Source organism: Rhizobium sp. WYCCWR 11146 (assembly GCF_013591995.1).
Taxonomy (GTDB): Bacteria; Pseudomonadota; Alphaproteobacteria; order Rhizobiales; family Rhizobiaceae; genus Rhizobium; species Rhizobium indicum.
On sequence record NZ_JACCEY010000031.1, the window covers coordinates 124396 to 147142 of the forward strand.

22 protein-coding genes are annotated in these 22747 nt (G+C 61.9%); 19 read left to right on the top strand and 3 right to left on the bottom strand.

The features are described 5' to 3' along the window. Positions 1-22 precede the first annotated feature (22 nt). The 4 genes from mutS to murJ all read left to right on the top strand — a co-directional run bounded on the left by mutS (position 23) and on the right by murJ (position 7683). Entirely contained in the window at positions 23-2749 is a 2727-nt protein-coding gene (mutS, locus tag HX899_RS24935; protein WP_138332303.1) for a DNA mismatch repair protein MutS, read from the top strand. Positions 2750-2761: 12 nt separating this feature from the next. Continuing rightward, positions 2762-3037 (top strand): hypothetical protein, encoded by a 276-nt coding sequence (locus HX899_RS24940; RefSeq protein ID WP_003544896.1) that lies wholly within the window; start codon positions 2762-2764, stop codon positions 3035-3037. Between the two features lie 134 nt (positions 3038-3171). Beyond that, complete coding sequence (locus HX899_RS24945; RefSeq protein WP_138332302.1) at positions 3172-6078, top strand: [protein-PII] uridylyltransferase; 2907 nt, start codon at positions 3172-3174, stop codon at positions 6076-6078. Positions 6079-6102: 24 nt separating this feature from the next. Continuing rightward, complete coding sequence (murJ, locus tag HX899_RS24950) at positions 6103-7683, top strand: murein biosynthesis integral membrane protein MurJ (RefSeq protein ID WP_138332301.1); 1581 nt, start codon at positions 6103-6105, stop codon at positions 7681-7683. Positions 7684-7710: 27 nt separating this feature from the next. Here the strand turns inward: murJ and HX899_RS24955 are convergent, their stop codons facing one another. Both HX899_RS24955 and HX899_RS24960 read right to left on the bottom strand, forming a co-directional pair. Continuing rightward, a complete protein-coding gene (locus tag HX899_RS24955) occupies positions 7711-8115 on the bottom strand; it encodes a nuclear transport factor 2 family protein (protein WP_138332300.1) in 405 nt (134 codons plus the stop codon). A gap of 48 nt (positions 8116-8163) precedes the next feature. Continuing rightward, entirely contained in the window at positions 8164-9204 is a 1041-nt protein-coding gene (locus HX899_RS24960; protein WP_181293667.1) for an aldehyde reductase, read from the bottom strand. Positions 9205-9312: 108 nt separating this feature from the next. Between HX899_RS24960 and HX899_RS24965 the strand changes: the two genes are divergently transcribed. Further along, entirely contained in the window at positions 9313-9906 is a 594-nt protein-coding gene (locus tag HX899_RS24965) for a TetR/AcrR family transcriptional regulator (RefSeq protein ID WP_246697178.1), read from the top strand. 82 nt (positions 9907-9988) lie between these two features. Here the strand turns inward: HX899_RS24965 and HX899_RS24970 are convergent, their stop codons facing one another. Next, on the bottom strand, positions 9989-10417 hold the full coding sequence (locus tag HX899_RS24970; protein ID WP_138388346.1) for a D-Ala-D-Ala carboxypeptidase family metallohydrolase: 429 nt from the start codon (positions 10415-10417) through the stop codon (positions 9989-9991). 187 nt (positions 10418-10604) lie between these two features. Here HX899_RS24970 and HX899_RS24975 point away from each other — a divergent pair, with 187 nt between their 5' ends. The 14 genes from HX899_RS24975 (at position 10605) to HX899_RS25040 (ending at position 22569) form a co-directional block, all read left to right on the top strand. Continuing rightward, positions 10605-11003 carry a VOC family protein gene (locus HX899_RS24975; protein ID WP_181293668.1) on the top strand — a complete coding sequence of 133 codons (399 nt, stop codon included), beginning with the start codon at positions 10605-10607 and terminating at the stop codon, positions 11001-11003. 130 nt (positions 11004-11133) lie between these two features. After that, positions 11134-12198: a tryptophan--tRNA ligase gene (trpS, locus tag HX899_RS24980; protein ID WP_181293669.1), complete on the top strand. Its 1065-nt coding sequence runs from the start codon at positions 11134-11136 to the stop codon at positions 12196-12198. A 128-nt stretch (positions 12199-12326) separates the two neighbouring features. Then, positions 12327-12818: a universal stress protein gene (locus HX899_RS24985; protein ID WP_003544884.1), complete on the top strand. Its 492-nt coding sequence runs from the start codon at positions 12327-12329 to the stop codon at positions 12816-12818. 162 nt (positions 12819-12980) lie between these two features. Continuing rightward, on the top strand, positions 12981-13547 hold the full coding sequence (locus HX899_RS24990; RefSeq protein WP_012755783.1) for a NifU family protein: 567 nt from the start codon (positions 12981-12983) through the stop codon (positions 13545-13547). A gap of 88 nt (positions 13548-13635) precedes the next feature. Beyond that, positions 13636-14298, top strand: a complete 663-nt coding sequence (tsaB, locus tag HX899_RS24995) for a tRNA (adenosine(37)-N6)-threonylcarbamoyltransferase complex dimerization subunit type 1 TsaB (protein ID WP_138332296.1) — start codon at positions 13636-13638, stop codon at positions 14296-14298. Continuing rightward, the gene (locus HX899_RS25000; protein ID WP_003556053.1) at positions 14295-14795 is read left to right on the top strand and encodes a GNAT family N-acetyltransferase; all 501 of its coding nucleotides are present in this window, start codon (positions 14295-14297) and stop codon (positions 14793-14795) included. Before tsaB ends, HX899_RS25000 begins: the two co-directional genes overlap by 4 nt. 82 nt (positions 14796-14877) lie before the next feature. Next, positions 14878-15306 carry a Fur family transcriptional regulator gene (locus tag HX899_RS25005; RefSeq protein ID WP_003544875.1) on the top strand — a complete coding sequence of 143 codons (429 nt, stop codon included), beginning with the start codon at positions 14878-14880 and terminating at the stop codon, positions 15304-15306. Positions 15307-15333: 27 nt separating this feature from the next. Continuing rightward, positions 15334-16131, top strand: a complete 798-nt coding sequence (locus HX899_RS25010; RefSeq protein ID WP_138332295.1) for a 1-acyl-sn-glycerol-3-phosphate acyltransferase — start codon at positions 15334-15336, stop codon at positions 16129-16131. A gap of 49 nt (positions 16132-16180) precedes the next feature. Continuing rightward, a complete protein-coding gene (gene miaB, locus HX899_RS25015) occupies positions 16181-17602 on the top strand; it encodes a tRNA (N6-isopentenyl adenosine(37)-C2)-methylthiotransferase MiaB (RefSeq protein ID WP_138388347.1) in 1422 nt (473 codons plus the stop codon). Between the two features lie 18 nt (positions 17603-17620). Next, the gene (locus HX899_RS25020) at positions 17621-18670 is read left to right on the top strand and encodes a PhoH family protein (protein WP_003544862.1); all 1050 of its coding nucleotides are present in this window, start codon (positions 17621-17623) and stop codon (positions 18668-18670) included. Next, entirely contained in the window at positions 18670-19185 is a 516-nt protein-coding gene (gene ybeY, locus HX899_RS25025) for an rRNA maturation RNase YbeY (protein ID WP_181293670.1), read from the top strand. Before HX899_RS25020 ends, ybeY begins: the two co-directional genes overlap by 1 nt. After that, positions 19182-20315: a hemolysin family protein gene (locus HX899_RS25030; protein WP_138332292.1), complete on the top strand. Its 1134-nt coding sequence runs from the start codon at positions 19182-19184 to the stop codon at positions 20313-20315. The genes ybeY and HX899_RS25030 overlap by 4 nt, the downstream gene beginning before the upstream one ends. 80 nt (positions 20316-20395) lie before the next feature. Further along, positions 20396-22000 (top strand): apolipoprotein N-acyltransferase, encoded by a 1605-nt coding sequence (gene lnt, locus HX899_RS25035; protein WP_181293671.1) that lies wholly within the window; start codon positions 20396-20398, stop codon positions 21998-22000. Positions 22001-22152: 152 nt separating this feature from the next. Further along, entirely contained in the window at positions 22153-22569 is a 417-nt protein-coding gene (locus HX899_RS25040; protein ID WP_003544853.1) for a helix-turn-helix domain-containing protein, read from the top strand. The last annotated feature ends 178 nt before the right edge of the window (positions 22570-22747 follow it).

Here is a 22747-nt window from a genome sequence, read left to right on the forward strand (position 1 = left end):
TTTTGGGAAAAACTCCACCTCCGTGAACGCACGAATAGACACAGGGAATGAAGCCTTTTCGGCGGCAGAGCTCGCCACGGCGGAAAGCCGTGCCTCGGCGACGCCGATGATGGAGCAATTTATCGAGATCAAGGCGAACAATCCGGGTTCGCTTCTGTTCTATCGCATGGGCGATTTCTACGAGCTGTTCTTCGAGGATGCGCTGGAAGCTTCACGCGCGCTCGGTATCACGCTGACCAAGCGCGGCCAGCACATGGGCCAGGATATCCCGATGTGCGGCGTTCCGGTGCATGCGGCCGACGATTATCTGCAGAAGCTGATTTCGCTCGGCTTCCGCGTCGCCGTCTGCGAGCAGATCGAAGATCCGGCCGAAGCAAAAAAACGCGGGGCGAAATCCGTCGTCAAGCGTGACGTCGTCCGCCTCGTCACTCCCGGCACGATCACCGAGGAAAAGCTGCTTTCGCCCTCGGAATCCAACTATCTGATGGCGCTGACCCGCATTCGCGCCAGCGGCGAGGCCTTGCTGGCGCTTGCCTGGATCGATATTTCCACAGGCGTCTTCCGGCTTGCCGAGACCGAAGCCTCGCGGCTGCTTGCCGATATCCTGCGCATCGATCCGCGCGAGCTTATCCTGCCCGATACGATCTTCCACGATCCCGAACTCAAGCCGGTCTTCGACGTACTCGGCCGCACAGCCGTGCCGCAGCCTTCCGTGCTCTTCGACAGCGCCAGCGCCGAAGGCCGGATCGCGCGGTATTTCGGCGTCGCGACGCTCGATGGCTTCGGCACCTTCTCACGCGCCGAGCTGGCGGCGGCGGCGGCCGCCGTCGCCTATGTCGAGAAAACGCAGATTGCCGAGCGGCCGCCGCTTGGAAAGCCGGAACGGGAAAGTGCCGCTTCGACGCTGTTCATCGATCCCGCCACCCGCGCCAATCTCGAACTTGCCCGCACGCTTTCGGGCGATCGCAACGGCTCGCTGTTAAAGGCGATCGACCGCACCGTCACCGGCGGCGGCGCCAGGCTTCTCGCCGAACGGCTGATGTCGCCGCTGACCGACCCCGCCCGCATCAATGCGCGGCTCGATTCGATCGGCTTCCTGATCGACGAACCCTTGCTCTGCGGCAATCTGCGCGACACGCTGAAACATGTGCCCGACATGCCGCGCGCCCTGTCGCGCCTGGCGCTCGACCGCGGCGGCCCGCGCGATCTCTGGGCGATCCGCCAGGGCCTTGAAGCGGCCGGCGGAGTTGCGGCCATGCTCGGCAAGGCGATGCTGCCCGAAGAGCTCGGCCAGGCGCTATCCGGGCTGCAGGCCCTTCCCGCGGCCCTGGAGAAGCTGCTTGCCGAGATGCTTGCCGAAGAATTGCCGCTGTTGAAACGCGATGGCGGCTTCCTGCGCGACGGCGCCAACGCCGAGCTCGACGAGGTCCGGGCACTGCGCGACCAGTCGCGTCGCGTCATCGCTGGCCTGCAATTGCAATATGCCGAGGAGACCGGCATCCGGTCGCTGAAGATCAAGCACAACAATGTCCTCGGTTATTTTATCGAAGTCACCGCCGGCAATGCCTCGCCGATGACGGAGACGGCGGACGCGAAGGCCCGCTTCATCCACCGCCAGACGATGGCGAACGCGATGCGCTTCACCACGACCGAACTTGCCGACCTCGAAAGCCGCATCGCCAATGCCGCCGACCAGGCGCTGACGATCGAACTCGAAGCCTTCGACAGGATGACGGCGGCCGTCGTTGCGCAAGCCGAGGCGATCAAATCCGGCGCCCGGGCGCTTGCGGTCATCGACGTCGCCGCCGGCCTGGCACTTCTCGCCGAGGAGCAGGCCTATTGCCGCCCGCAGGTCGACGGCTCGAAGATGTTTGCCATCGAGGGCGGGCGCCATCCGGTCGTCGAGCAGGCGCTGCGGCGGCAGGCGGGCGGCCCCTTCGTCGCCAATCATTGCGATCTCTCGCCGAGGACCGGCGACCGGGACGGCGCGATCTGGCTGCTGACCGGCCCGAACATGGGCGGCAAGTCGACCTTCCTGCGCCAGAACGCGCTGATATCAATCCTGGCGCAGATGGGCTCCTTCGTGCCGGCGACATCGGCCCATATCGGCATCGTCGACCGGCTTTTCTCGCGCGTTGGCGCGTCCGACGATCTGGCGCGCGGGCGCTCCACCTTCATGGTCGAGATGGTGGAAACGGCGGCGATCCTCAACCAGGCGAGCGACCGTTCGCTCGTCATCCTCGATGAGATCGGCCGCGGCACCGCTACGTTCGACGGCCTGTCGATCGCCTGGGCCGCCGTCGAGCACCTGCATGAAGCCAATCGCTGCCGCGGGCTGTTTGCAACGCATTTCCACGAGCTGACGGTTCTTTCGGAAAAGCTTGGCCGGCTATCGAACGCCACGATGCGCGTCAAGGAATGGGACGGCGACGTCATCTTCCTGCATGAGGTCGGGCCGGGCGCGGCGGACCGCTCTTATGGCATCCAGGTCGCGCGCCTTGCCGGACTTCCGGCCTCGGTCGTGGCACGCGCCCGCGACGTGCTTACCCGTCTGGAAGATGCCGACCGCAAGAACCCGGCGAGCCAGCTGATCGACGACCTGCCGCTTTTCCAGGTGGCGGTGCGCCGCGAGGAAACCGCCCGCGGGGCCTCCAAGGTCGAGGAGGCGCTAAAGGCGATGAGCCTTGACGACATGACGCCGCGCGAGGCAATGGATGCGCTTTACGACCTCAAGAAAAAGCTGAAATAGGAGTAGCGCGCCATGTTCATGGAGAAACTGGTTCGCGAAACCGAGCGCCTCTCGCTCATCTGCTCCATGCTCGATACGATGCGGCGCGCCGACAAGGACCGCAATGCCCGCGGCTGGACGTCGCCGATCGGCATGCTGAAAATCACCCGCTGCTGCGCCGTGATCTCAGAGCTCGGAACCTCGATTGCCAAGGCCGGCTATCGCGAATGCGACAGGCAGGCGCTCGAGGAGATCATGCGCGAGACACGGCAGGTGCTGCATTTGCTGAATGCGCGGGCCGCCGGCTGAGGAATCCGGGAAAGCCGGCGCCTTGCGTCAAAGCGCTCTCGCCTCTTGCGGCGAACCAACACCATTTCGCCAAATTTAAACGTTCTTGCAGTATGAAAGCCCGTGTCAATCGCCGGGCAAAGGGGCTATAGCGCATGCAGACGAAACAAGCGGCAGGCCGTGAACCGGCAGTCCGGCATGAACAGGAAACCGCCCCGGCGACAGCGATGCGCGACCTCGATTTCTCCAATATCCTCGACGTCGAGCTCTTGCAGAAGCAGTGTGACGCCGTTGCCGAGGCCAACCGGAACCGGCCGGACGTCCTGCGCGCCGATCTTCTGGCGGTGCTCAAGAAGGCGAGCACCGAAGGCCGGCAGAAGGCGCGCGAGGCACTGATGGCCGACGGCGGCGGGCTCAATTGCGCCTACCGGATTTCCTGGCTGCAGGACCAGATCACCACCGTCCTCTACAATTTCGCCACCGCCCATATCTTTCCGCAACAGAAGGACAAGTTCGCGGTCACCGCCGTCGGCGGCTACGGCCGCGACACGCTGGCGCCGGGCTCGGATATCGACCTGCTGTTCCTCTTCCTGCCGAGGCCGGCGGAAGAGACGCACAAAGCGGTCGAATTCATGCTCTACGTGCTCTGGGACATGGGCTTCAAGGTCGGTCACGCCACCCGCACGGTGGAGGAATGCATCGCGCTGTCCAAGTCCGACATGACGATCCGCACCGCCATCCTGGAGATGCGCTATATCTGCGGCCTGCAGCGGCTGGAAACCGAGCTCGAGACCCGCTTCGACAAGGAGATCGTCACTGGCACCGGGCCCGAATTCATCGCCGCCAAGCTTGCCGAGCGCGACGAGCGCCACCGCAAGGCGGGCGACACGCGTTATCTCGTCGAACCGAACGTCAAGGAAGGCAAGGGCGGGCTTCGCGACCTGCACACGCTGTTCTGGATCTCGAAATATTATTATCACGTGCGCGACCAGGCGGAGCTGGTCAAACTCGGCGTGCTCTCCAAGCACGAATACCGCCTGCTCGAGAAAGCCGACGATTTTCTCTGGGCAGTGCGCTGCCATATGCACTTCCTGACCGGCAAGGCCGAGGAGCGTCTGTCCTTCGATATCCAGCGCGAGATCGCCGAAGCCTTCGGCTATCACACCCGCCCGGGCCTTTCGGCCGTCGAGCGCTTCATGAAGCACTATTTCCTCGTCGCCAAGGATGTCGGCGATCTCACGCGCATCCTCTGCGCCGCGCTTGAAGACCAGCAGGCGAAGTCGATCCCCGGCCTCACCGGCGTCATCAGCCGCTTCACCCATCGCAACCGCAAGATCGCCGGCAGCGTCGAATTCGTCGAAGACCGCGGCCGCATTGCGCTGGCCGACCCCGAGGTCTTCAAGCGCGATCCGGTCAACATCATCCGGCTCTTCCACGTCGCCGACATCAACGGGCTGGAATTCCATCCGGACGCGCTGAAACGCGTTACCCGTTCCCTCGCCCTAATCGACAATGCCTTGCGGGAAAACGACGAGGCGAACCGTCTGTTCATGTCGATCCTGACGTCGAAGCGGGATCCGGCGCTCATCCTGCGCCGGATGAACGAAGCCGGCGTGCTCGGCCGCTTCATCCCCGAATTCGGCAAGATCGTCGCGATGATGCAGTTCAACATGTATCACCACTATACGGTCGACGAACATTTGATCCGCACCGTCGACATTCTCTCCGAGATCGACAAGGGCCGCGCCGAGGATCTGCATCCGCTCGCCAACAAGCTGATGCCCGGCATCGAGGACCGCGAGGCGCTTTATGTCGCCGTGCTCCTCCACGACATCGCCAAGGGCCGCCAGGAGGATCATTCGATCGCCGGCGCCCGCGTCGCCCGTAAGCTCTGCTCCCGCTTCGGCCTGTCGCAGAAGCAGACGGAAATCGTCGTCTGGCTGATCGAAGAACATCTGACCATGTCGATGGTGGCGCAGACCCGCGACCTCACCGACCGCAAGACCATCACCGATTTCGCCGACCGCGTGCAGTCGCTGGACCGGCTGAAGATGCTGTTGATCCTGACGATCTGCGATATCCGCGCCGTCGGTCCGGGTGTGTGGAACGGCTGGAAGGGCCAGCTGCTGCGCACGCTCTATTACGAAACCGAGCTGCTGCTTGCCGGCGGCTTTTCGGAGGTCTCCCGCAAGGAGCGGGCCAATGCCGCCGCCGAGGCGCTGCATTCAGCACTCGCCGACTGGAGCCAGAAGGACCGCAATACCTATACCAAGCTGCACTACCAGCCCTACCTGCTCTCCGTGCCGCTGGAAGACCAGATCCGCCACGCTGATTTCATCCGCCAGGCGGATAAGGCGGGCCAGGCGCTCGCCACCACGGTGCGCACCGACAGTTTCCACGCAATCACCGAGATCACCGTGTTGTCGCCCGACCATCCGCGGCTGCTCGCCGTCATTGCCGGTGCCTGTGCCGCGGCCGGGGCCAACATCGTCGACGCGCAGATCTTCACGACATCGGACGGGCGGGCACTCGACACCATCCATGTCAGCCGCGAATTCACCGACGATGCCGACGAACTGCGCCGGGCCGCGACGATCGGCCGGATGATCGAGGACGTGCTGTCCGGCCGCAAGCGGCTGCCCGAGGTCATCGCCACGCGCGCGCGCAACCGCAAGAAGAGCAAGGCCTTCGTCATTCCGCCGTCGGTCAACATCACCAACAGCCTGTCGAACAAGTTCACGGTCATCGAAGTCGAATGCCTCGACCGGCCGGGGCTGCTGTCGGAGATCACCGCCGTCCTTTCCGATCTGTCGCTCGACATCCAGTCGGCCCGGATCACCACTTTCGGCGAGAAGGTGATCGACACCTTCTACGTTACCGATCTGGTCGGCCAGAAAATATCAGGCGACAGCAAGCGCGCCAACATCACCGCCCGGATGAAGGCCGTCATGGCCGAGGAAGAAGACGAGCTGCGCGAGCGCATGCCCTCCGGCATCATCGCACCCGCCGCCACCGCCCGGACCCCGCCCGCCAGCGAAAAGAAGGCCGGTTCCCCCATATGAGCCTGAACGCATGAGCCCCAACGCATGAGCTTGGTCAAGAAATTCGCGACCGTCGGCGGCGCCACCCTCGGCAGCCGCATCTTCGGCTTCGCCCGCGAAACGCTGATGGCTGCGGCCCTCGGCACCGGACCGATGGCCGACGTCTTCTACGCCGCCTTCCGCTTTCCGAATCTCTTCCGCCGGCTATTCGCCGAGGGGGCCTTCAACGCCGCCTTCGTGCCGCTCTTTGCCAAGGAGATCGAGGCGAACGGTACGGACGGCGCCAAGCGCTTTTCGGAAGAAGTCTTCGGCGTGTTGTTTTCGGTGCTGCTGCTCATCACCATCGTGATGGAGCTTGCCATGCCGCTCTTGGTGCGCTTCGTCATCGCGCCGGGCTTTGCCGACGATCCCGAAAAGTTCTCAATCACGATCCGCATGGCGGCCGTGATGTTTCCCTATCTGATGTGCATGTCGCTGACGGCGATGATGAGCGGCATGCTGAATTCGCTGCATCATTTCTTCGCCGCCGCCATCGCGCCCGTCTTCCTCAACGTGGTGATGATCGGGGCGCTGTTTTATGCGCTCTATACCGGCGCCGATCCGCTGGCGACGGCCTGGTATCTCTCCTGGGGCGTTCTTGCCGCCGGCGTCCTGCAACTCGCCGTCGTCTATGTCGGCGTGCTTGCGGCCGGCATGAGCATCGGCTTCCGTTTCCCGAAGATGACGCCGAATGTCAAGCGGCTGCTGATCCTGGCGGTGCCGGCTGCGGTGACCGGCGGCATCACCCAGATCAACCAGCTGATCGGCCAGGCGATTGCGTCGTCGCGCGACGGCGCGATCGCAGCACTGCAATATGCCGACCGCATCTATCAGCTGCCGCTCGGCGTCGTCGGCGTCGCCGTCGGCGTGGTGCTTCTGCCGGAACTTGCCCGGGCGCTGAAGGGCGGCAACCTGCGCGAGGCCGGAAACCTGCAGAACCGCTCGATCGAATTCGTGCTGTTCCTGACGATCCCCGCCGCCTTCGCGCTCTGGATCCTCTCTGACGAGATCATCCGCGTGCTCTACGAGCGCGGCGCCTTCCATCAGGAAAACACCGCCGTCGTCGGCTCGATCCTGGCGATTTACGGCATCGGCCTGCCGGCCTTTGTGCTGATCAAGGCGCTGCAGCCCGGTTTCTATGCCCGCGAGGACACCAAGACGCCGATGCGTTTTTCGGCCATTGCGGTTGCGACCAACTGCGCCACGGCGCTGACGCTCTTCCCCTATATGGGCGCGCCCGGCATCGCGGTTGCCGAAGCCACCGCCGGCTGGATCAGCACCGTGCTGCTGTTTGCCACGCTTTTGCGCCGTGGCCACCTGACATGGGAATGGGCGCTGGCAAAGCGCACCGCCCTGCTGATCGTCGCTGCGGCCGTCATGGGTGCGGCCATCGTCTTCCTCAAGCAATATTGGGCGCCCTGGCTTGCTTCCGGTGCGCCGCTTCTCACCAAGATCGGCACCCTCGGGTTGCTGATTGCAATCGCCATGCTGATCTATTTCGCCACCGCCTTCCTGGTCGGCGGGGCAAATCTCGGCATGATCCGACGCAATCTGAACCGCAAGCAGGCGCCGGCTAAGGACGGGTGAGGCCGGTCGTAACCACCGTGACGCCGGCTACTTTATGGCTGTGGCTTGCGACCAGACAACCATCCATCGTTCGTCATGCCGCTCATACGTGTCAGTGTGCCAGTAATCGTTGAGAGCGACTTTGTGGCCACCGAAGACAACCTCCAGCTGAGCACGATACCGAAGAACGGCGACCCCGTCATAAAGGCGCACGGCAATGTCAGCGGGCCGCCAGATCAGGTATTTGATCTGCCCGGAGGCGATCGCACCGAGATATTCTTCCTTTGAAAGCGTAGCACCGATTGGCGTTATCAGCTGGAAGTCCGGAGCGTGAAGCTGTTGTGCCCGAACAATATCGGCGTTGACCAGGGCACGCAGCCTCGCGCGCTCCGTTTCGCGAAGAAGGTTGGCCTTACTGGCCGGCGAGGATGCGTCGACGGTCGGGATTGTCATGTCCGTTCTCCAATTGAAAGCAAAAGCTATTTGAATCTACGCATCGTGCTAAGCCGGCACCAATCCCAAGTCGATGAGGCTTTGGGCGCTGGCACGGATGCATTCCTCTTCTGGGCGTGAGCTCCATCCGAGGACGCAGTGGGCTTTTGCCGCACTGACGCTGAGATCGCGATTGAGCTCATGAACAATGGTTCGCGCATTGGGGTCGGATTGCGCCATGACCCTAACGATCTCATCAGGGACTTCCCCGGACGGCAGGGGGGAGGCATGGTCGGGAAAGGAATGGGCAAGAATGGCCACAAGGTCCTTGAGCCAGAAAAACCGTCCACCGATGATGAACCGTTGGCCGCCGGCAGCAGGATTGGTCATCGCTCGAATGTGGGCATCGGCGGTATCGCGCACATCCACGACGGAGAAGCCAAAGCGCGGGATACCGTTGAATCGTCCCGTCATCAAATGGTGGATCAATCCAACAGACGTCCCGAAATTCGGCCCGAGCAACGGCCCGAGGATCGTGCTTGGATTGATCACGGCCAGATCGAGCCCGACTTCATGAGCAAAGGCCCAGGCGGCCCGCTCAGTCAGCGTCTTGGATTTGTAATAGGGCGTCGCCCGCGGGCTTTCCGGGTCGGTCCAATTCTCTTCGGTAAAGGGCGCCTGCCCGTCGCCATGGTTGGTGGCAGCTATAGAGGATGTCAGAACCACACGTTTGACCCGTGCCCGATGCGCCTCGCGAAGCACGCGCAACGCACCATCGCGGGCTGTCTGGATCAGTGCATTCTCATTTTCAGGATATCCCGGAGGGAAAGGCGATGCGGTGTGAATGACATAGTCGCATCCTTCGACAGCCGCAGCCCAACCGCCATCGCTATCAAGATCGGCCTGCACCAGACTGAGGTTTTGCAGTTGCCCGTCAGTGTGCGCTCCAAGCAGACCGACCGTCGCAGCGCTTGTACCGATGCTGCGCAGGCTTCCTCTGACCCGATACCCCTGCTTGAGCAACTGCAAGGCAATGTGGCCTGCGAGAAATCCGCCAATGCCGGTCACCAATACGATGGCGCCATTAGAATTATCTGACGTGATACTCATGGGTATCTCCTGACTGCGCATCGATGCGCCTTCATCGACTTAGACATCTATACATTATTTGTCTACTCGTCTTTTGACAGAATGGTCATGAAATGCCAGTCTGTCCAAATGATGCAGAATGATCGGAAAATCACCCAAATCCTGGATGCTGCCCTGCCGGTGTTCGTGCGTTTCGGCTTTCGAAAAACTTCCATGGCCGACATTGCGCGCGCCGCAGGAATTTCGCGAGCATCGCTCTATCTGAGCTTCAACAGCAAGGAAGAGCTTTTCCGAGCCGGTTCCATGCGAGCGCATATTCGCGCGCTGGATGAGGTGGGAGCGGCCCTGGCAGGACAGGGGAACACCTTTGACCGCATGGAAAAGGCCATAGCGGTGTTTCAGCGGGAGTTAATCGCCCCTTTTGGCGGCAGTTCCGATGCAGAAGAACTGTTTGCCGCCAATATGGCCTTGGCTGCGGATATCACGCTCGACGCGCGGACACGGCTATCGACGATGCTGACACAGACGCTGAATGCCGCCGCGGCAACCAGGGAAATAGATCTCGAACCGCTGCAGGCCTCGCCTGTTCAACTGGCCAGTATCATGATGGCTGCAATGGATGGGATCAAACACGCGCAATGGAATGGTTCCAGCCTCGATGACGATACAAAACTATTCATGCGTCTCCTGCGGGTGGCGGTGACGCCGCGGAGCGGCCAATAGAGGTGGTCGCGGTAGGTCTTTTCGCCGCCACTGAATCGGCGATCCTTAAACCGGAATGGGAAAAGGCGGACCGGATGATTCCTCAGCAATCCACCCATCGTCGCTGCGGTCCGACGTCGACATGGATGATGCCGTTGCAATAGCTGCCGATGCCGCCGATGCCCGGCGCGCTTCTTGCGGCAGCAATGATCGTGCGCTCCGACAGGCCGGGCATCCTGATATCGGCCGCCAGACATTTCCCATGCAGGGACCCATGGCGGCGGGGATGCGGCCTGTGGCCCGAGGTTATCACAGGGCGTCGGCCGGTCTTCGCAGCAATATGCGACAGGATCGCTCGCAGGCGCCCCGGAAAGCAGCTGGCACGAACGCTGACGGTCTGGACCGTGTAGGCGAGACGTGCCTGATGTTTTGCAAGATGAACGGCATGCCTTTTCATGTCTTGACCGACGGCACCCGTTGCTGATTGAAAGGCGAAAAGGCCTGCCATGGCGAGCAAAATTGCGTTCTGCATGGTCGCTCCGATCGGCTATCCCAGCGACCCCAACGGCGCCGGCACCATGCGCAGGATTTTCGGTTCAAAAAAAGCTTTTTTGTGAAATTTTATACTCAATTATGAGTAAGTCGATTGATCAATTCGGCTTAAAATCCGGGAATTGCCGCCCCAAACTGGAATAAACATCTCAAACGCGAGGCAACACATGGTGATCCAGTCTCTTTTCCTCGTCACCCTCGTGGTCGACGACTACGACCGCGCCAAGGCTTTTTATTGCGATAGTCTCGGTTTCGATTGCCTTCAGGACGAGCTGCAGCCGGAGGGCAAGCGCTGGGTGGTGGTGAAGCCGAGGGGTGGGGATGGAGCCGCCTTTTTGCTGGCGCAGGCGGCAGACGAGACGCAGCGCGCGGCCATCGGCAATCAGACCGGCGGGCGTGTCGGCTTCTTTCTGAAGACCGACGATTTCGCCCGCGACCATGGCGCGATGCTGGCAGCCGGCGTGCGTTTTCTGGAAGAGCCGCGTCACGAGGTTTACGGCACGGTGGCGGTGTTTGCGGATCCCTACGGCAACACTTTCGATCTGATCCAGCACACGGCCGCCTGAACCCCTTGATTGCGACCGGTTGCCCGTGCATAAGCCGCGGCGTTAACAACATGGGCGAAAAGCCCTGCTGCATTCTGCAGCAATTTAAACTGTGACAGCGTGGGCCCTCCACCAGCCTATTGAGGACGACATGAGCGAATTCAAGAAACTCGTATTCTCCGGTGTGCAGCCGACCGGCAATCTGCATCTCGGCAATTATCTCGGCGCGATCCGCCGGTTTGTGGCGCTGCAGGAAGGCAATGACTGCATCTACTGCGTCGTCGACATGCACGCGCTCACCGCCCAACTCGTGCATGAGGACATGCCGAGCCAGACGCGCTCGATCGCCGCCGCCTTCATCGCCGCCGGCATCGATCCGGAAAAGCATATCGTCTTCAATCAGTCGGCCGTGCCGCAGCATGCCGAACTCGCCTGGATCTTCAACTGCGTCGCCCGCATCGGCTGGATGAACCGGATGACCCAGTTCAAGGACAAGGCCGGCAAGGACCGCGAGCAGGCCTCGCTCGGGCTCTATGCCTATCCGAGCCTGATGGCCGCCGACATTCTCGTCTATCGCGCGACCCATGTGCCTGTTGGTGAGGACCAGAAGCAGCATCTGGAGCTTGCCCGCGACATCGCGATGAAGTTCAACCTCGACTATGCCGAGCATATCAGCAGGACCGGTTACGGCGTCGACATCACCGTCGGCAACGAGCCGGTGCATGCCTATTTCCCGATGGTCGAGCCGCTGATCGGCGGGCCGGCGCCGCGCGTCATGTCGCTGCGCGACGGCACCAAGAAAATGTCGAAGTCGGACCCCTCCGATCTCTCGCGCATCAACCTGATGGACGATGAGGACGCGATCTCGAAGAAGATCCGCAAGGCCAAGACCGATCCGGACGGCTTGCCGAGCGAGGTCGACGGGTTGCAGGGCCGTCCGGAAGCCGACAATCTGGTGGCGATCTATGCCGCACTCGCCGACAAATCGAAGGCGGACGTGCTTGCCGAATTCGGCGGCCAGCAATTCTCCGTCTTCAAGCCGGCGCTGGTCGACCTGGCAATCAACGTGCTGGCGCCGATCACCGGCGAAATGCGCCGGCTGATGGACGATACCAGCCATATCGACGCTATCCTGCGCAAGGGCGGCGAACGCGCAAGGGCCCGCGCCGAGGTGACGATGCAACAAGTGCGCGACGTCATCGGCTTCCTCTATTGAGATAGATCTCCCCTTTTTCCCGCCAGGGGAGAAGGGGACTTCCCCTGGGGAGAAGGGGATTTCTTCTCGGGCATCAGGGCAAAAACTGGGCTTGCAAATTTTCCGCTTCGGGTGTCAGAGTCCGCGCCATGGTATCGAAGCGACTCTCACGGCTCGAAGGTCACCGCCGCAAATTCATGGCGGTAATCGACGGTACACCCGAATGCCAACGCGCCGTTCATTATGCCGGCCGGCGCGCGAAGAATTCCAATGGCGGGCTGGTTCTGCTCTACGTGATCCCGGATGGGGATTTCCAGCAATGGCTCGGCGTCGAAGAAATCATGCGGGCCGAAGCGCGTGAGGAGGCCGAGGCGGTGGTTGCCAAGATCGCCCAGATCGTGCGCGAGACCATCGGCATCGAGCCTGAGGTCGTCATCCGCGAGGGCGGTGCTGCCGAACAGATCAACGCCGTGATCGAGGAAGACCGCGATGTGGCGATCCTGGTTCTGGCCGCCGGTTCGGCAAAGGAAGGTCCAGGGCCGCTGGTCTCCTCGGTCGCCGGTCGCGCGGCGGCGTTTCCGATACCGGTCACCGTGCTGCCGGATACGTTGACCAACGAGGAAATCGATGCTCTCTGCTAGAGCATGATGCCGAAAACTGTGAGCGGTTTTCGGACGACATCATGCTCTAACTGTAGCATTTCTTGAGTACAAGTCTCTTGATTAGAGCCGTCAATCGGCTTATCTTCTTTTGAAGAATTCTAAAGACGGCCGAGACCATGGGCCGGCCGCATGGAGAACCAGATGTTCATTCAGACCGAAGCCACGCCGAACCCCGCCACGCAGAAGTTCCTGCCGGGCAAGGTGGTGATGGAGAACGGCACGGCCGAGTTCCGCAGCACTGAGGAGGCTCAAGCCTCGCCGCTCGCTGCCCGCCTGTTCGAAATATCAGGCGTTACCGGCGTCTATTTCGGCTATGATTTCATTTCCGTCTCCAAGGATAATGCCGACTGGCAGCATCTTAAGCCGGCTATATTAGGCTCGATCATGGAGCATTTCATGTCCGGCAAGCCGGTCATGGGCGATGCCTCCATCCTTTCCGAAGACGCCGATGCCGGCGACGAATTCTTCGACGAAGGCGATGAATCGATCGTGCTGACCATCAAGGAGCTTCTGGAGACCCGCGTGCGCCCGGCTGTTGCCCAGGACGGCGGCGACATCACCTTCCGCGGCTTCAAGGATGGCAAGGTCTATCTGAACATGAAGGGTTCCTGCGCCGGCTGCCCGTCTTCGACGGCAACGCTGAAGCACGGCGTCCAGAACCTGCTGCGCCATTTCGTTCCGGAAGTGCAGGAAGTGATTGCCGCTTAAAAATCCTGAATTCGTCCCGCCGTTCATCTCAGGTTCGGCCGAACGGATTTATCGATAGGCGACACTGGTTTATTCGGAAATTGATGGCATGATCATTCTGGCGCTCGACACGGCGGGTGTGGACTGCGCTGCCGCTGTCTATGACAGCGGCAGGGATACGGTGCTGGGGGAGGCATCGGACATGATCGGCAAGGGGCATGCTGAACATCTGATTGGTATCGTCGATCGCGCGCTCGATCAGGCGGGAGTGGCCCTTTCGGATATCGACCGCCTTGCCGTCACCATCGGTCCCGGCTCCTTTACCGGTATCCGCGTCGGCGTTGCCGCAGCCCGCGGTTTCGCGCTTTCCCTCAATGTGCCGGCCGTCGGCGTCACCACGCTCGAAGTCATGGCATCAGCCCAGCGCGACAAGACGCCTCATCGCGCCGTGCTGGCGGCGATGGATGCCAAGCGGGACGAAATCTACCTCCAATCCTTCGCGGCCGACGGTTCGCCCCTCGACGCGCCACGGGCAGTCGGCGTTGCGGAAGCGCAGGCATATGCTGCCGGCTTCGACGGCGAGATTATCGGTTCGGCGACGCCCCTCCTCAAGGCCGACGCCGGCGACGATCACACCAACAGATTCCCGATCTCCGTCGTGGCGCGCCTGGGCGCTGCCGCCTCCCCCGATGCCGGAAAGCCGAAGCCCCTTTATCTGCGCGGACCCGATGCCAAGCCGCAGGCCGGGTACGCGATTGCGCGACGAGTATGACGATGCTGGAAGCCTATCTGACGCTGAAACCGGAATTCGAGATCATCGCCATGGAGCGCGAGGATTGCCGCGATGTCGCCGTCCTGCACGGCGAGCGGTTCGCCCGGCCCTGGGGCGACGGTGAATTTCACGGCCTGCTGATGCAGGATACCGTCTTCGGCTTCGTCGCGCGCCAGACCAATGCCATCCTGAAAAAGCCGCTTCCGGGGTTCATCCTCGCCCGCCATGTCGCCGGCGAGGCGGAGATCCTGACCATTGCCGTGCAGGCGAAGGTCGCCCGTGCCGGGCTTGGCTGGCGGCTGATGCAGGCGGCGATGCGGGAAGCGCGGTCGCGCGGCGGCGAGAGCATGTTTCTCGAGGTCGACAACGGCAATACGGCAGCGCTTGGCCTCTACCGCAAGCTCGGCTTCGAAAAGGTCGGCGAACGTCAGGGTTACTACAAACAAGAAAACGGCGCCCTCTCCACGGCGCTTGTCATGAAGCGCGTTCTTCGGTAGTTCCCTGGCAGCGAGATAACATGCAGGCCGGCGCAAATGCCGTGCGGCGTTGTCGAAACACGAATATCTCTATAGGCCGGCGATGACTGATGTAGCCAAGACCCTTGAGGAGCTTTGCACCGAACGCGGCATGCGCATGACCGAGCAGCGCCGCGTGATCGCGCGCATCCTGGAAGACTCGGAAGATCATCCCGACGTCGAAGAACTCTACCGCCGCTCGGTGAAAGTCGATGCGAAGATCTCGATCTCGACCGTCTATCGCACCGTGAAACTGTTCGAGGATGCCGGCATTATCGCCCGCCACGACTTCCGCGACGGGCGCTCGCGCTACGAAACGGTGCCGGAAGAACATCACGACCATCTCATCGACCTGAAGACCGGCACGGTCATCGAATTCCGCTCGCCGGAGATCGAGGCGCTGCAGGAGCGCATCGCCCGCGAGCACGGCTTCCGACTGGTCGACCACCGGCTGGAGCTCTATGGCGTTCCGCTGAAGAAAGAAGATCTCTGACGCAATGGCAGCCCGGGAGACCAGCATTTGATCGCCTGGTTGCGCATCGCCTTCGCCGCGGTCGTCATCCTTGCCGTCAGCATCGTATTCATGCCGCTGCAGGTGCTGGCGTTGCGTTTCGACTGGCGGCTGCGGCGCCGGCTTCCGCGCGTCTGGCACCGGATCGTCTGCTATTGTCTCGGCATCCGCGTCCGCGTCATGGGCAAGCTCGAAGACCGCCGGCCGCTGATGCTCTGCTCCAACCATTCCTCCTGGCTTGACATCATGGTGCTGTCGGCCGTTGCCGACGTCGCCTTCATCGCCAAGATCGAGGTCAGCGACTGGCCGATCTTCGGCACGCTTGCCAAGCTGCAGAAGAGCGTCTTCGTCGTGCGCGAGGAGCGGCGCAAGACCGGTCACCAGGCAAACGAGATCGCCGGGCGCATGGCAGACGGCGAGATCGTCGTGCTCTTCCCGGAAGGGACGACCTCGGACGGCAACCGGTTGCTCGAGGTCAAGTCCTCGCTGTTCGGCGCCGCGGCGATGGCGGTGCCTTATTCGCCGACGGGAACCGTCGTGGTGCAGCCGGTGGCGGTTGCCTATACCAGGGTGCACGGCATCGCCATGGGGCGCTATCACCGGCCGCTCGCCGCCTGGCCGGGTGATATCGAGCTGCTGCCGCACCTCCTCGACATCGTGCGCTGCGGCGCCATCGACGCCGAGGTTTCCTTCGGCGAGGCGGTCGATTATCGCGCCAAGACCAGCCGCAAGGAGGTGAGCGCGACAATCGCCTTGCGCATCCGCAACCTCCTGAACAGCCGCTTGCGCGGGCGAGAAATCTCCTGAAACAAGATTTCGATTTTCTCCGGCGGCAAAAACCACTAAATAGCGCGCCATGACACAGGACAGCGCCCTTCTCCAGGCCCCGGCGGCAATTCCCAGCGAGAGCCTCCGCGACGGCAGCAACAGCCGCAAGGTCTTCATCAAGACCTACGGCTGTCAGATGAACGTCTACGATTCCATGCGTATGAGCGATGCGCTCGCCCGCGACGGCTATGAGCCGACGGAAGATATGGAAGAGGCGGACCTCGTTCTCCTCAACACCTGCCATATCCGCGAGAAGGCGGCCGAGAAGGTCTATTCGGCGCTCGGGCGGCTGCGCGATATGAAAAAGAAGAAGGCGGCGGACGGACGGGAGATGATGATCGGCGTTGCCGGCTGCGTCGCCCAGGCCGAAGGCGAGGAGATCCTGCGCCGCGCGCCCGCCGTCGACGTCGTCATCGGCCCGCAGACCTATCATCGCCTGCCGGAGGCGCTACGCCTGGCCAAACAAGGCCAGCGCGTCGTCGACACCGAATATGCGATCGAGGACAAGTTCGAGCATCTGCCGATCGCCGAGAGCCGGAGGATCCGCGCCCGCGGCGTCACCGCCTTCCTGACGGTGCAGGAAGGCTGCGACAAATTCTGCACCTTCTGCGTCGTGCCCTATACACGCGGTTCGGAAGTGTCGCGGCCGGTTTCCCAGATCGTCGAGGAAGCCGAAAAGCTCGCCGACAGCGGGGTGCGCGAGATCACCCTGCTCGGGCAGAACGTCAACGCCTGGCACGGCGCCGGGAGCCATGGCGAGGCATGGAGCCTCGGCGACCTGCTCTACCGGCTGGCCGAGATCCCCGGCCTTGCGCGGCTGCGCTATACCACAAGCCATCCGCGCGACATGGACGACCGGCTGATCAATGCCCATCGCGACCTCAGCGCACTGATGCCCTATCTGCACCTGCCGGTACAATCGGGCTCGGACCGCATCCTGAAAGCGATGAACCGGCGCCACACGGCGGCCGAATATCTGGCGCTGATCGAGCGCATCCGCACGGTGCGGCCCGACATTGCGCTGTCGGGCGATTTCATCACCGGCTTTCCGGGGGAGACAGATGAGGATTTTAAGGATACATTGAGACTTGTGGAGGAGGTCCGTTATGCACAGGCCTTCTCGTTCAAATACTCGACACGGCCGGGCACGCCCGGCGCGGAGCTGAAGGACCAGGTGCCGGAAGAGATCAAGGCAGAACGGCTGGAACGCCTGCAAATGCTTCTTCTGAAGCAGCAGCAGGAATTTGCCGAATCCTGCATCGGCAAAGAGATCGACCTGTTGCTCGAAAAGCCCGGTCGCATGCCGGAACAACTAATCGGACGTTCTCCCTGGCTTCAATCAGTGAATGTTGATGCAAAAGCATCGCAAATCGGTGACATTATTAAAGTGCGAATCACAGGGACCGGAACAAACAGCCTGTTTGCCGAACGCGCAGAGGCTGCGGTCTAACCCAAGGAGCCCGACCGCTTGAACGGACAAGAATTGGTTTCTTCTTCACCGCGCCACCCCCGCACGCCGAGCGATACCAATCACTTCGTCCTGACGTTCGAGAACAACCGGTTCGCCAGCGAGCTCTTTGGTCAATTCGACCAAAACCTCAAGCTGCTCGAGCAACGGCTGAATATCGATGCGCGGGCACGCGGCAATTCGGTCGTCATCACCGGCGATATCGTGACCACCAATCAGGCGCGGCGCACGCTCGACTATCTCTATGAAAAACTTCAGAAAGGCGGCAGCGTGGAACGATCCGACGTCGAGGGTGCAATCCGCATGGCGGTCGCCGCCGACGATCAGCTCAGCCTGCCGACCATGGAGCGCAAGGCCAAGCTGACGATGGCGCAGGTTTCCACCCGCAAGAAGACGATCATCGCACGCACGCCAACCCAGGACGCCTATATCAGGGCGCTGGAACGCGCCGAGCTTGTCTTCGGCGTCGGCCCGGCCGGCACCGGCAAGACCTATCTCGCCGTCGCCCATGCCGCCCAGCTCTTGGAGCGCGGCGCGGTCGAAAAGATCATCCTGTCGCGCCCGGCCGTCGAGGCCGGCGAGCGCCTCGGCTTCCTGCCCGGGGACATGAAGGAAAAGGTCGATCCCTATCTTCGCCCGCTTTATGATGCGCTCTACGACATGATCCCTGCCGACAAGGTCGACCGGGCGATCACTGCCGGCGTCATCGAAATCGCGCCGCTCGCCTTCATGCGCGGCCGCACGCTCGCCAATGCCGCCATCATCCTCGACGAAGCGCAGAACACGACGTCGATGCAGATGAAGATGTTCCTGACGCGTCTCGGCGAAAATGCGCGGATGATCGTCACCGGCGACCCGAGCCAGATCGATCTGCCGCGCGGCGTCAAATCCGGCCTCGTCGAGGCCTTGCAGCTTCTGAACGGCGTCGAAGGCATCTCGATCGTGCGCTTCACGGATACCGACGTCGTCCGCCACCCGCTGGTCGGGCGCATCGTCAGGGCCTATGATTCCACCTATGCCGTCGCCGAAGACGTCAGCCGGCAGGGCTAATGGCCGAACTCGACATCCAGATCAGCGTCGAGGACATCGGCTGGCCCGGTGAAGAGACGCTGCTGTCGTTTTGCGAACGCGTGCTCGGCGCAGCAGTGGTCTATCTCCGCGACAGCGAGAAGCAGCCCTTCCCGACGATGCCGCCCGAGGTTTCGCTTGTTTTCACCGACGATGCCTCGATCCAGGACATCAATGCGGAATGGCGCGGCAAGGACAAGGCGACCAACGTGCTCTCCTTTCCGGCCTTTCCGGTTCGGCCCGGCAAGATGCCCGGCCCGATGCTCGGCGACATCATCATCGCCCGGGAGACGCTGGAGCGGGAAGCGGCCGAGCTCGAAAAGAGTTTCGACGACCACCTGACCCATCTTCTGGTGCACGGTTTCTTGCATCTTCTCGGCTACGACCATATGAATAGTGCCGAAGCCGAAATTATGGAGGGGCTGGAGACTCGCATTTTGGCCCAGCTCGGCCTATCTGATCCCTACGAGGGTCAAGACCTTAAAATGGAACCATGAGCGACTTTACGACGAAGCCGGCGGCAGACGCCAAGGACTCCGAGCCATCCTCCTCTTCGGACGAGGCAGGCAGTAGTAGTCGGCCATCCGGCCGATCGCAATCCTTCTGGTCGCGCGCCGCGCGCATCCTTCGCCCGCAGCAGGGCTCGCGACTGCGCGAGGATCTCGCCGACGCGCTGATGACCGATGCGGCCGGCGACGACGCCTTTTCGCCCGACGAACGGGCGATGCTCAACAACATCCTGCGCTTTCGCGAGGTTCGCGTCGCCGACGTGATGGTGCCGCGCGCCGATATCGAGGCGGTCGATCAGAACATCACCATCGGCGAACTGATGATCCTCTTCGAGGAATCCGGCCGCTCGCGCATGCCTGTCTATGCCGATACGCTCGACGATCCGCGCGGCATGGTCCATATCCGCGACCTGCTCTCCTATGTCGCCAAGCAGGCGCGCAACAAGCGCCGCGGCCCGACGAAACCGGCCGCTGTCGTGCCGGCGATCGAGGTTGCGCCCGAAAACATCCAGAAGACCACGCGTTCGGCCAAGCAGAATTTCGATCTCGCCCGCGTCGACCTGCAAAAGACGCTGGCCGAGGCCGGTATCATCCGCAAGATCCTGTTCGTGCCGCCGTCAATGCTGGCGTCCGACCTGCTGCGCCGGATGCAGGTGAACCGCACGCAGATGGCGCTCGTCATCGACGAATATGGCGGCACCGACGGGCTTGCCTCGCATGAAGACATCGTCGAAATGGTGGTCGGCGACATCGACGACGAACATGACGACGAAGAGGTGATGTTCAAGCGCGTCGCCGAGGACATGTTCATCGCCGACGCCCGCGTCGAGTTGGAAGAGATCGCCCAAGCGATCGGGCCGGATTTCGACATCAGCGAGCAGGTCGACGAGGTCGATACGCTGGGCGGCTTGATCTTCTCCGCACTCGGCCGCATCCCGGTGCGCGGCGAGGTCGTCCAGGCGCTGCCGGGCTTCGAATTCCACATCCTCGACGCCGATCCGCGCCGCATCAAGCGGCTGCGCATCACCCGCAAGCGCCACGCGATCCGCCGCCGCGCCAAGGCGGATGGCGGCTCCGAGACCGGCGACGATCGGCCGGCGAAATCGACCGCCAACTGACAGGACCCAACTGACGGGACAAAGAGCCGCTTTTTTGAAAGACTGCGGATGGGTTGATTCGCGGTTTGATGGGAGTGCGCATGGAGCGGCTTGCGGACAGGGTTATCCTCGTCTGGGGTTTCAAACGGTCGCTGCTGGCCATCGCCGCCGGGGCATTCGCGGTTCTGGCGCTGCCGCCCATCGGCTTTTTCGCGGCGATGTTCGTTTCCTTCACCCTGCTCATCTGGCTGATCGACGGGGCGGCGGCTTCGCCTGAAAGCGGCCTGATCGGCAGGCTGTGGCCGGCGTTTGCCACCGGCTGGCTGTTCGGCTTCGGCTATTTCGTCGCCGGCCTCTGGTGGCTCGGCCATGCGCTGCTGGTCGATCAGGAAGAATTTGCCTGGGCGCTGCCGCTGGCAATCCTCGGGCTGCCGGCCTGTCTTGCGATCTTCTACGGCCTGGCGGCCGCTCTTGCCCGCATCGTCTGGTCTGATGGCATGGGGCGGATCGCCGCGCTTGCGGCAGGCTTCGGGCTGATGGAATGGCTTCGAAGCGTGATCCTCACCGGCTTTCCCTGGAACGCCATCGGCTACGGCATCATGCCGGTTCCGCTGATGATGCAGTCGGCGCATGTGATCGGGGCGATGGGCGTGACGGCCCTTGCCGTCTTCGTCTTTTCTGCGCCTGCCCTTGCCGGGACGCGGCAAGGGGCACGGATGGGCATCGCGCTCGCCGTCCTGCTATTTGCTGCCCATCTCGGTTATGGCGCCTATGCTCTCCATCTCGCGCCGCGGCCGGACGCATTGCCTGAGGACAAGCGGCAGGTGGTGCGGCTGGTGCAGCCGGCGATCGACCAGACAGAGAAAATGGATAACGACGTCGACCGCGCCGCGATCTTCGAGACGCACCTGAAGCTGTCGGCTGAAGCGCCGAAGAATGGCGGGCGCAAGCCCGATATCATCGTCTGGCCGGAAACTGCGATCCCCTTCATCCTGACCGACAATCAGGATGCGCTGACGCGGATTGCCGATACGCTCGACGACAATCAGATCCTGATCGCCGGCGCCGTTCGCGCCGAGGAGATGGGACCAGGCACGCCGCCGCGCTACTATAATTCCATCTACGTGATCGATGGCCGCGGCCAGATCATCGCCGCATCCGACAAGGTGCATCTGGTGCCCTTCGGCGAATATCTGCCCTTCGAGGACGTGCTCACCGAATTCGGCATCCAGAACGTCGTCGAGATTCCGGGCGGCTTTTCGGCTGCGGCAAGCCGGCACCTGCTGGCGCTGCCCGGCGGGCTCAATCTCTATCCGCTGATCTGTTACGAGATCATTTTTCCCGGCGAAATGACCGGTGACATTAAAGACGCCAACGCGATCCTCAATATCACCAATGATGCCTGGTTCGGCACAACGCCCGGCCCCTACCAGCATTTCCAGCAGGCGCGGGTACGGGCTGTCGAAACCGGCCTGCCGTTGATTCGCGACGCCAATAGCGGCATTTCAGCGCTGGTGAATGCGCATGGGGAAATTATTGCGGGCCTCGATCTTGGAGAAACAGGCTTCGTCGATGCAACGCTCGATAGCATCAGCGATGGAGTCGGAACGACATTCCCCCGGCAAACATACTTCTGGTTGACCGAGGCGCTGCTGATTTTGATTGCGCTAATTTCTCGCAGAGGTTTTATTTCCGGGTTGAATTGACCAAAAACCCCTAAAATTGCATAGTGATGTCAATCGGCGTTCTTAACGTATGTTTGAAGGTGGGTTCCTCACCGCTTGCAACGTGGCGTTTTGGGATGGATCAGGGGCATGCCGGTTAGAAACAGGTTGAAATTCTTAGCTAGGGCACGACCATGATTGAAAACAAGAAGAAGCCTAACCCGATCGACATCCATGTTGGCAGCCGTATTCGCCTCCGCCGTACAATGCTGGGCATGAGCCAGGAAAAGCTTGGCGAAAGCCTTGGCATCACCTTCCAGCAGATCCAGAAATACGAAAAGGGCACCAACCGCGTCGGCGCAAGCCGTCTGCAGAATATCTCGAACATCCTCAATGTTCCGGTGTCGTTTTTCTTCGAGGACGCGCCCGGCGAACATTCCAGTGCCGGCGGCGGCATGGAAGCCTCCAGCTCGAATTACGTCGTCGATTTCCTGTCGTCCTCGGAAGGACTGCAGCTCAATCGCGCCTTCGTCAAGATTTCCGATCCCAAGGTTCGCCGCAAGGTCGTGGAGCTGGTGAAAGCCCTGGCCGCTGAAGCCGACGCCGACTGAATCACGACCAGCGCAGAATTCGAAAGGCGGTCGAAAGGCCGCCTTTTTTGCGTTTTTGGGGCAAAATTTGTCACTTTGCCGCAGATATAAAGATATATTTATGTCCTTCTGCGCTTGTCATCGGCCCTCGAACTGAGTACCTACTAGGTGGCTTTTATTCTTTGAGGGGAATCCCGAA

What these genes read in the sequence shown, in the direction of transcription:
- HX899_RS24940 (WP_003544896.1), top strand. Translation starts at nt 2,762, where the DNA reads ATGTTCATGGAGAAACTGGTTCGCGAAACCGAGCGCCTCTCGCTCATC.
- HX899_RS24945 (WP_138332302.1), top strand. Translation starts at nt 3,172, where the DNA reads ATGCAGACGAAACAAGCGGCAGGCCGTGAACCGGCAGTCCGGCATGAA.
- murJ (WP_138332301.1), top strand. Translation starts at nt 6,103, where the DNA reads ATGAGCTTGGTCAAGAAATTCGCGACCGTCGGCGGCGCCACCCTCGGC.
- HX899_RS24955 (WP_138332300.1), bottom strand. Translation starts at nt 8,115, where the DNA reads ATGACAATCCCGACCGTCGACGCATCCTCGCCGGCCAGTAAGGCCAAC.
- HX899_RS24960 (WP_181293667.1), bottom strand. Translation starts at nt 9,204, where the DNA reads ATGAGTATCACGTCAGATAATTCTAATGGCGCCATCGTATTGGTGACC.
- HX899_RS24965 (WP_246697178.1), top strand. Translation starts at nt 9,313, where the DNA reads ATGATGCAGAATGATCGGAAAATCACCCAAATCCTGGATGCTGCCCTG.
- HX899_RS24970 (WP_138388346.1), bottom strand. Translation starts at nt 10,417, where the DNA reads ATGCAGAACGCAATTTTGCTCGCCATGGCAGGCCTTTTCGCCTTTCAA.
- HX899_RS24975 (WP_181293668.1), top strand. Translation starts at nt 10,605, where the DNA reads ATGGTGATCCAGTCTCTTTTCCTCGTCACCCTCGTGGTCGACGACTAC.
- trpS (WP_181293669.1), top strand. Translation starts at nt 11,134, where the DNA reads ATGAGCGAATTCAAGAAACTCGTATTCTCCGGTGTGCAGCCGACCGGC.
- HX899_RS24985 (WP_003544884.1), top strand. Translation starts at nt 12,327, where the DNA reads ATGGTATCGAAGCGACTCTCACGGCTCGAAGGTCACCGCCGCAAATTC.
- HX899_RS24990 (WP_012755783.1), top strand. Translation starts at nt 12,981, where the DNA reads ATGTTCATTCAGACCGAAGCCACGCCGAACCCCGCCACGCAGAAGTTC.
- tsaB (WP_138332296.1), top strand. Translation starts at nt 13,636, where the DNA reads ATGATCATTCTGGCGCTCGACACGGCGGGTGTGGACTGCGCTGCCGCT.
- HX899_RS25000 (WP_003556053.1), top strand. Translation starts at nt 14,295, where the DNA reads ATGACGATGCTGGAAGCCTATCTGACGCTGAAACCGGAATTCGAGATC.
- HX899_RS25005 (WP_003544875.1), top strand. Translation starts at nt 14,878, where the DNA reads ATGACTGATGTAGCCAAGACCCTTGAGGAGCTTTGCACCGAACGCGGC.
- miaB (WP_138388347.1), top strand. Translation starts at nt 16,181, where the DNA reads ATGACACAGGACAGCGCCCTTCTCCAGGCCCCGGCGGCAATTCCCAGC.
- ybeY (WP_181293670.1), top strand. Translation starts at nt 18,670, where the DNA reads ATGGCCGAACTCGACATCCAGATCAGCGTCGAGGACATCGGCTGGCCC.
- HX899_RS25030 (WP_138332292.1), top strand. Translation starts at nt 19,182, where the DNA reads ATGAGCGACTTTACGACGAAGCCGGCGGCAGACGCCAAGGACTCCGAG.
- lnt (WP_181293671.1), top strand. Translation starts at nt 20,396, where the DNA reads ATGGAGCGGCTTGCGGACAGGGTTATCCTCGTCTGGGGTTTCAAACGG.
- HX899_RS25040 (WP_003544853.1), top strand. Translation starts at nt 22,153, where the DNA reads ATGATTGAAAACAAGAAGAAGCCTAACCCGATCGACATCCATGTTGGC.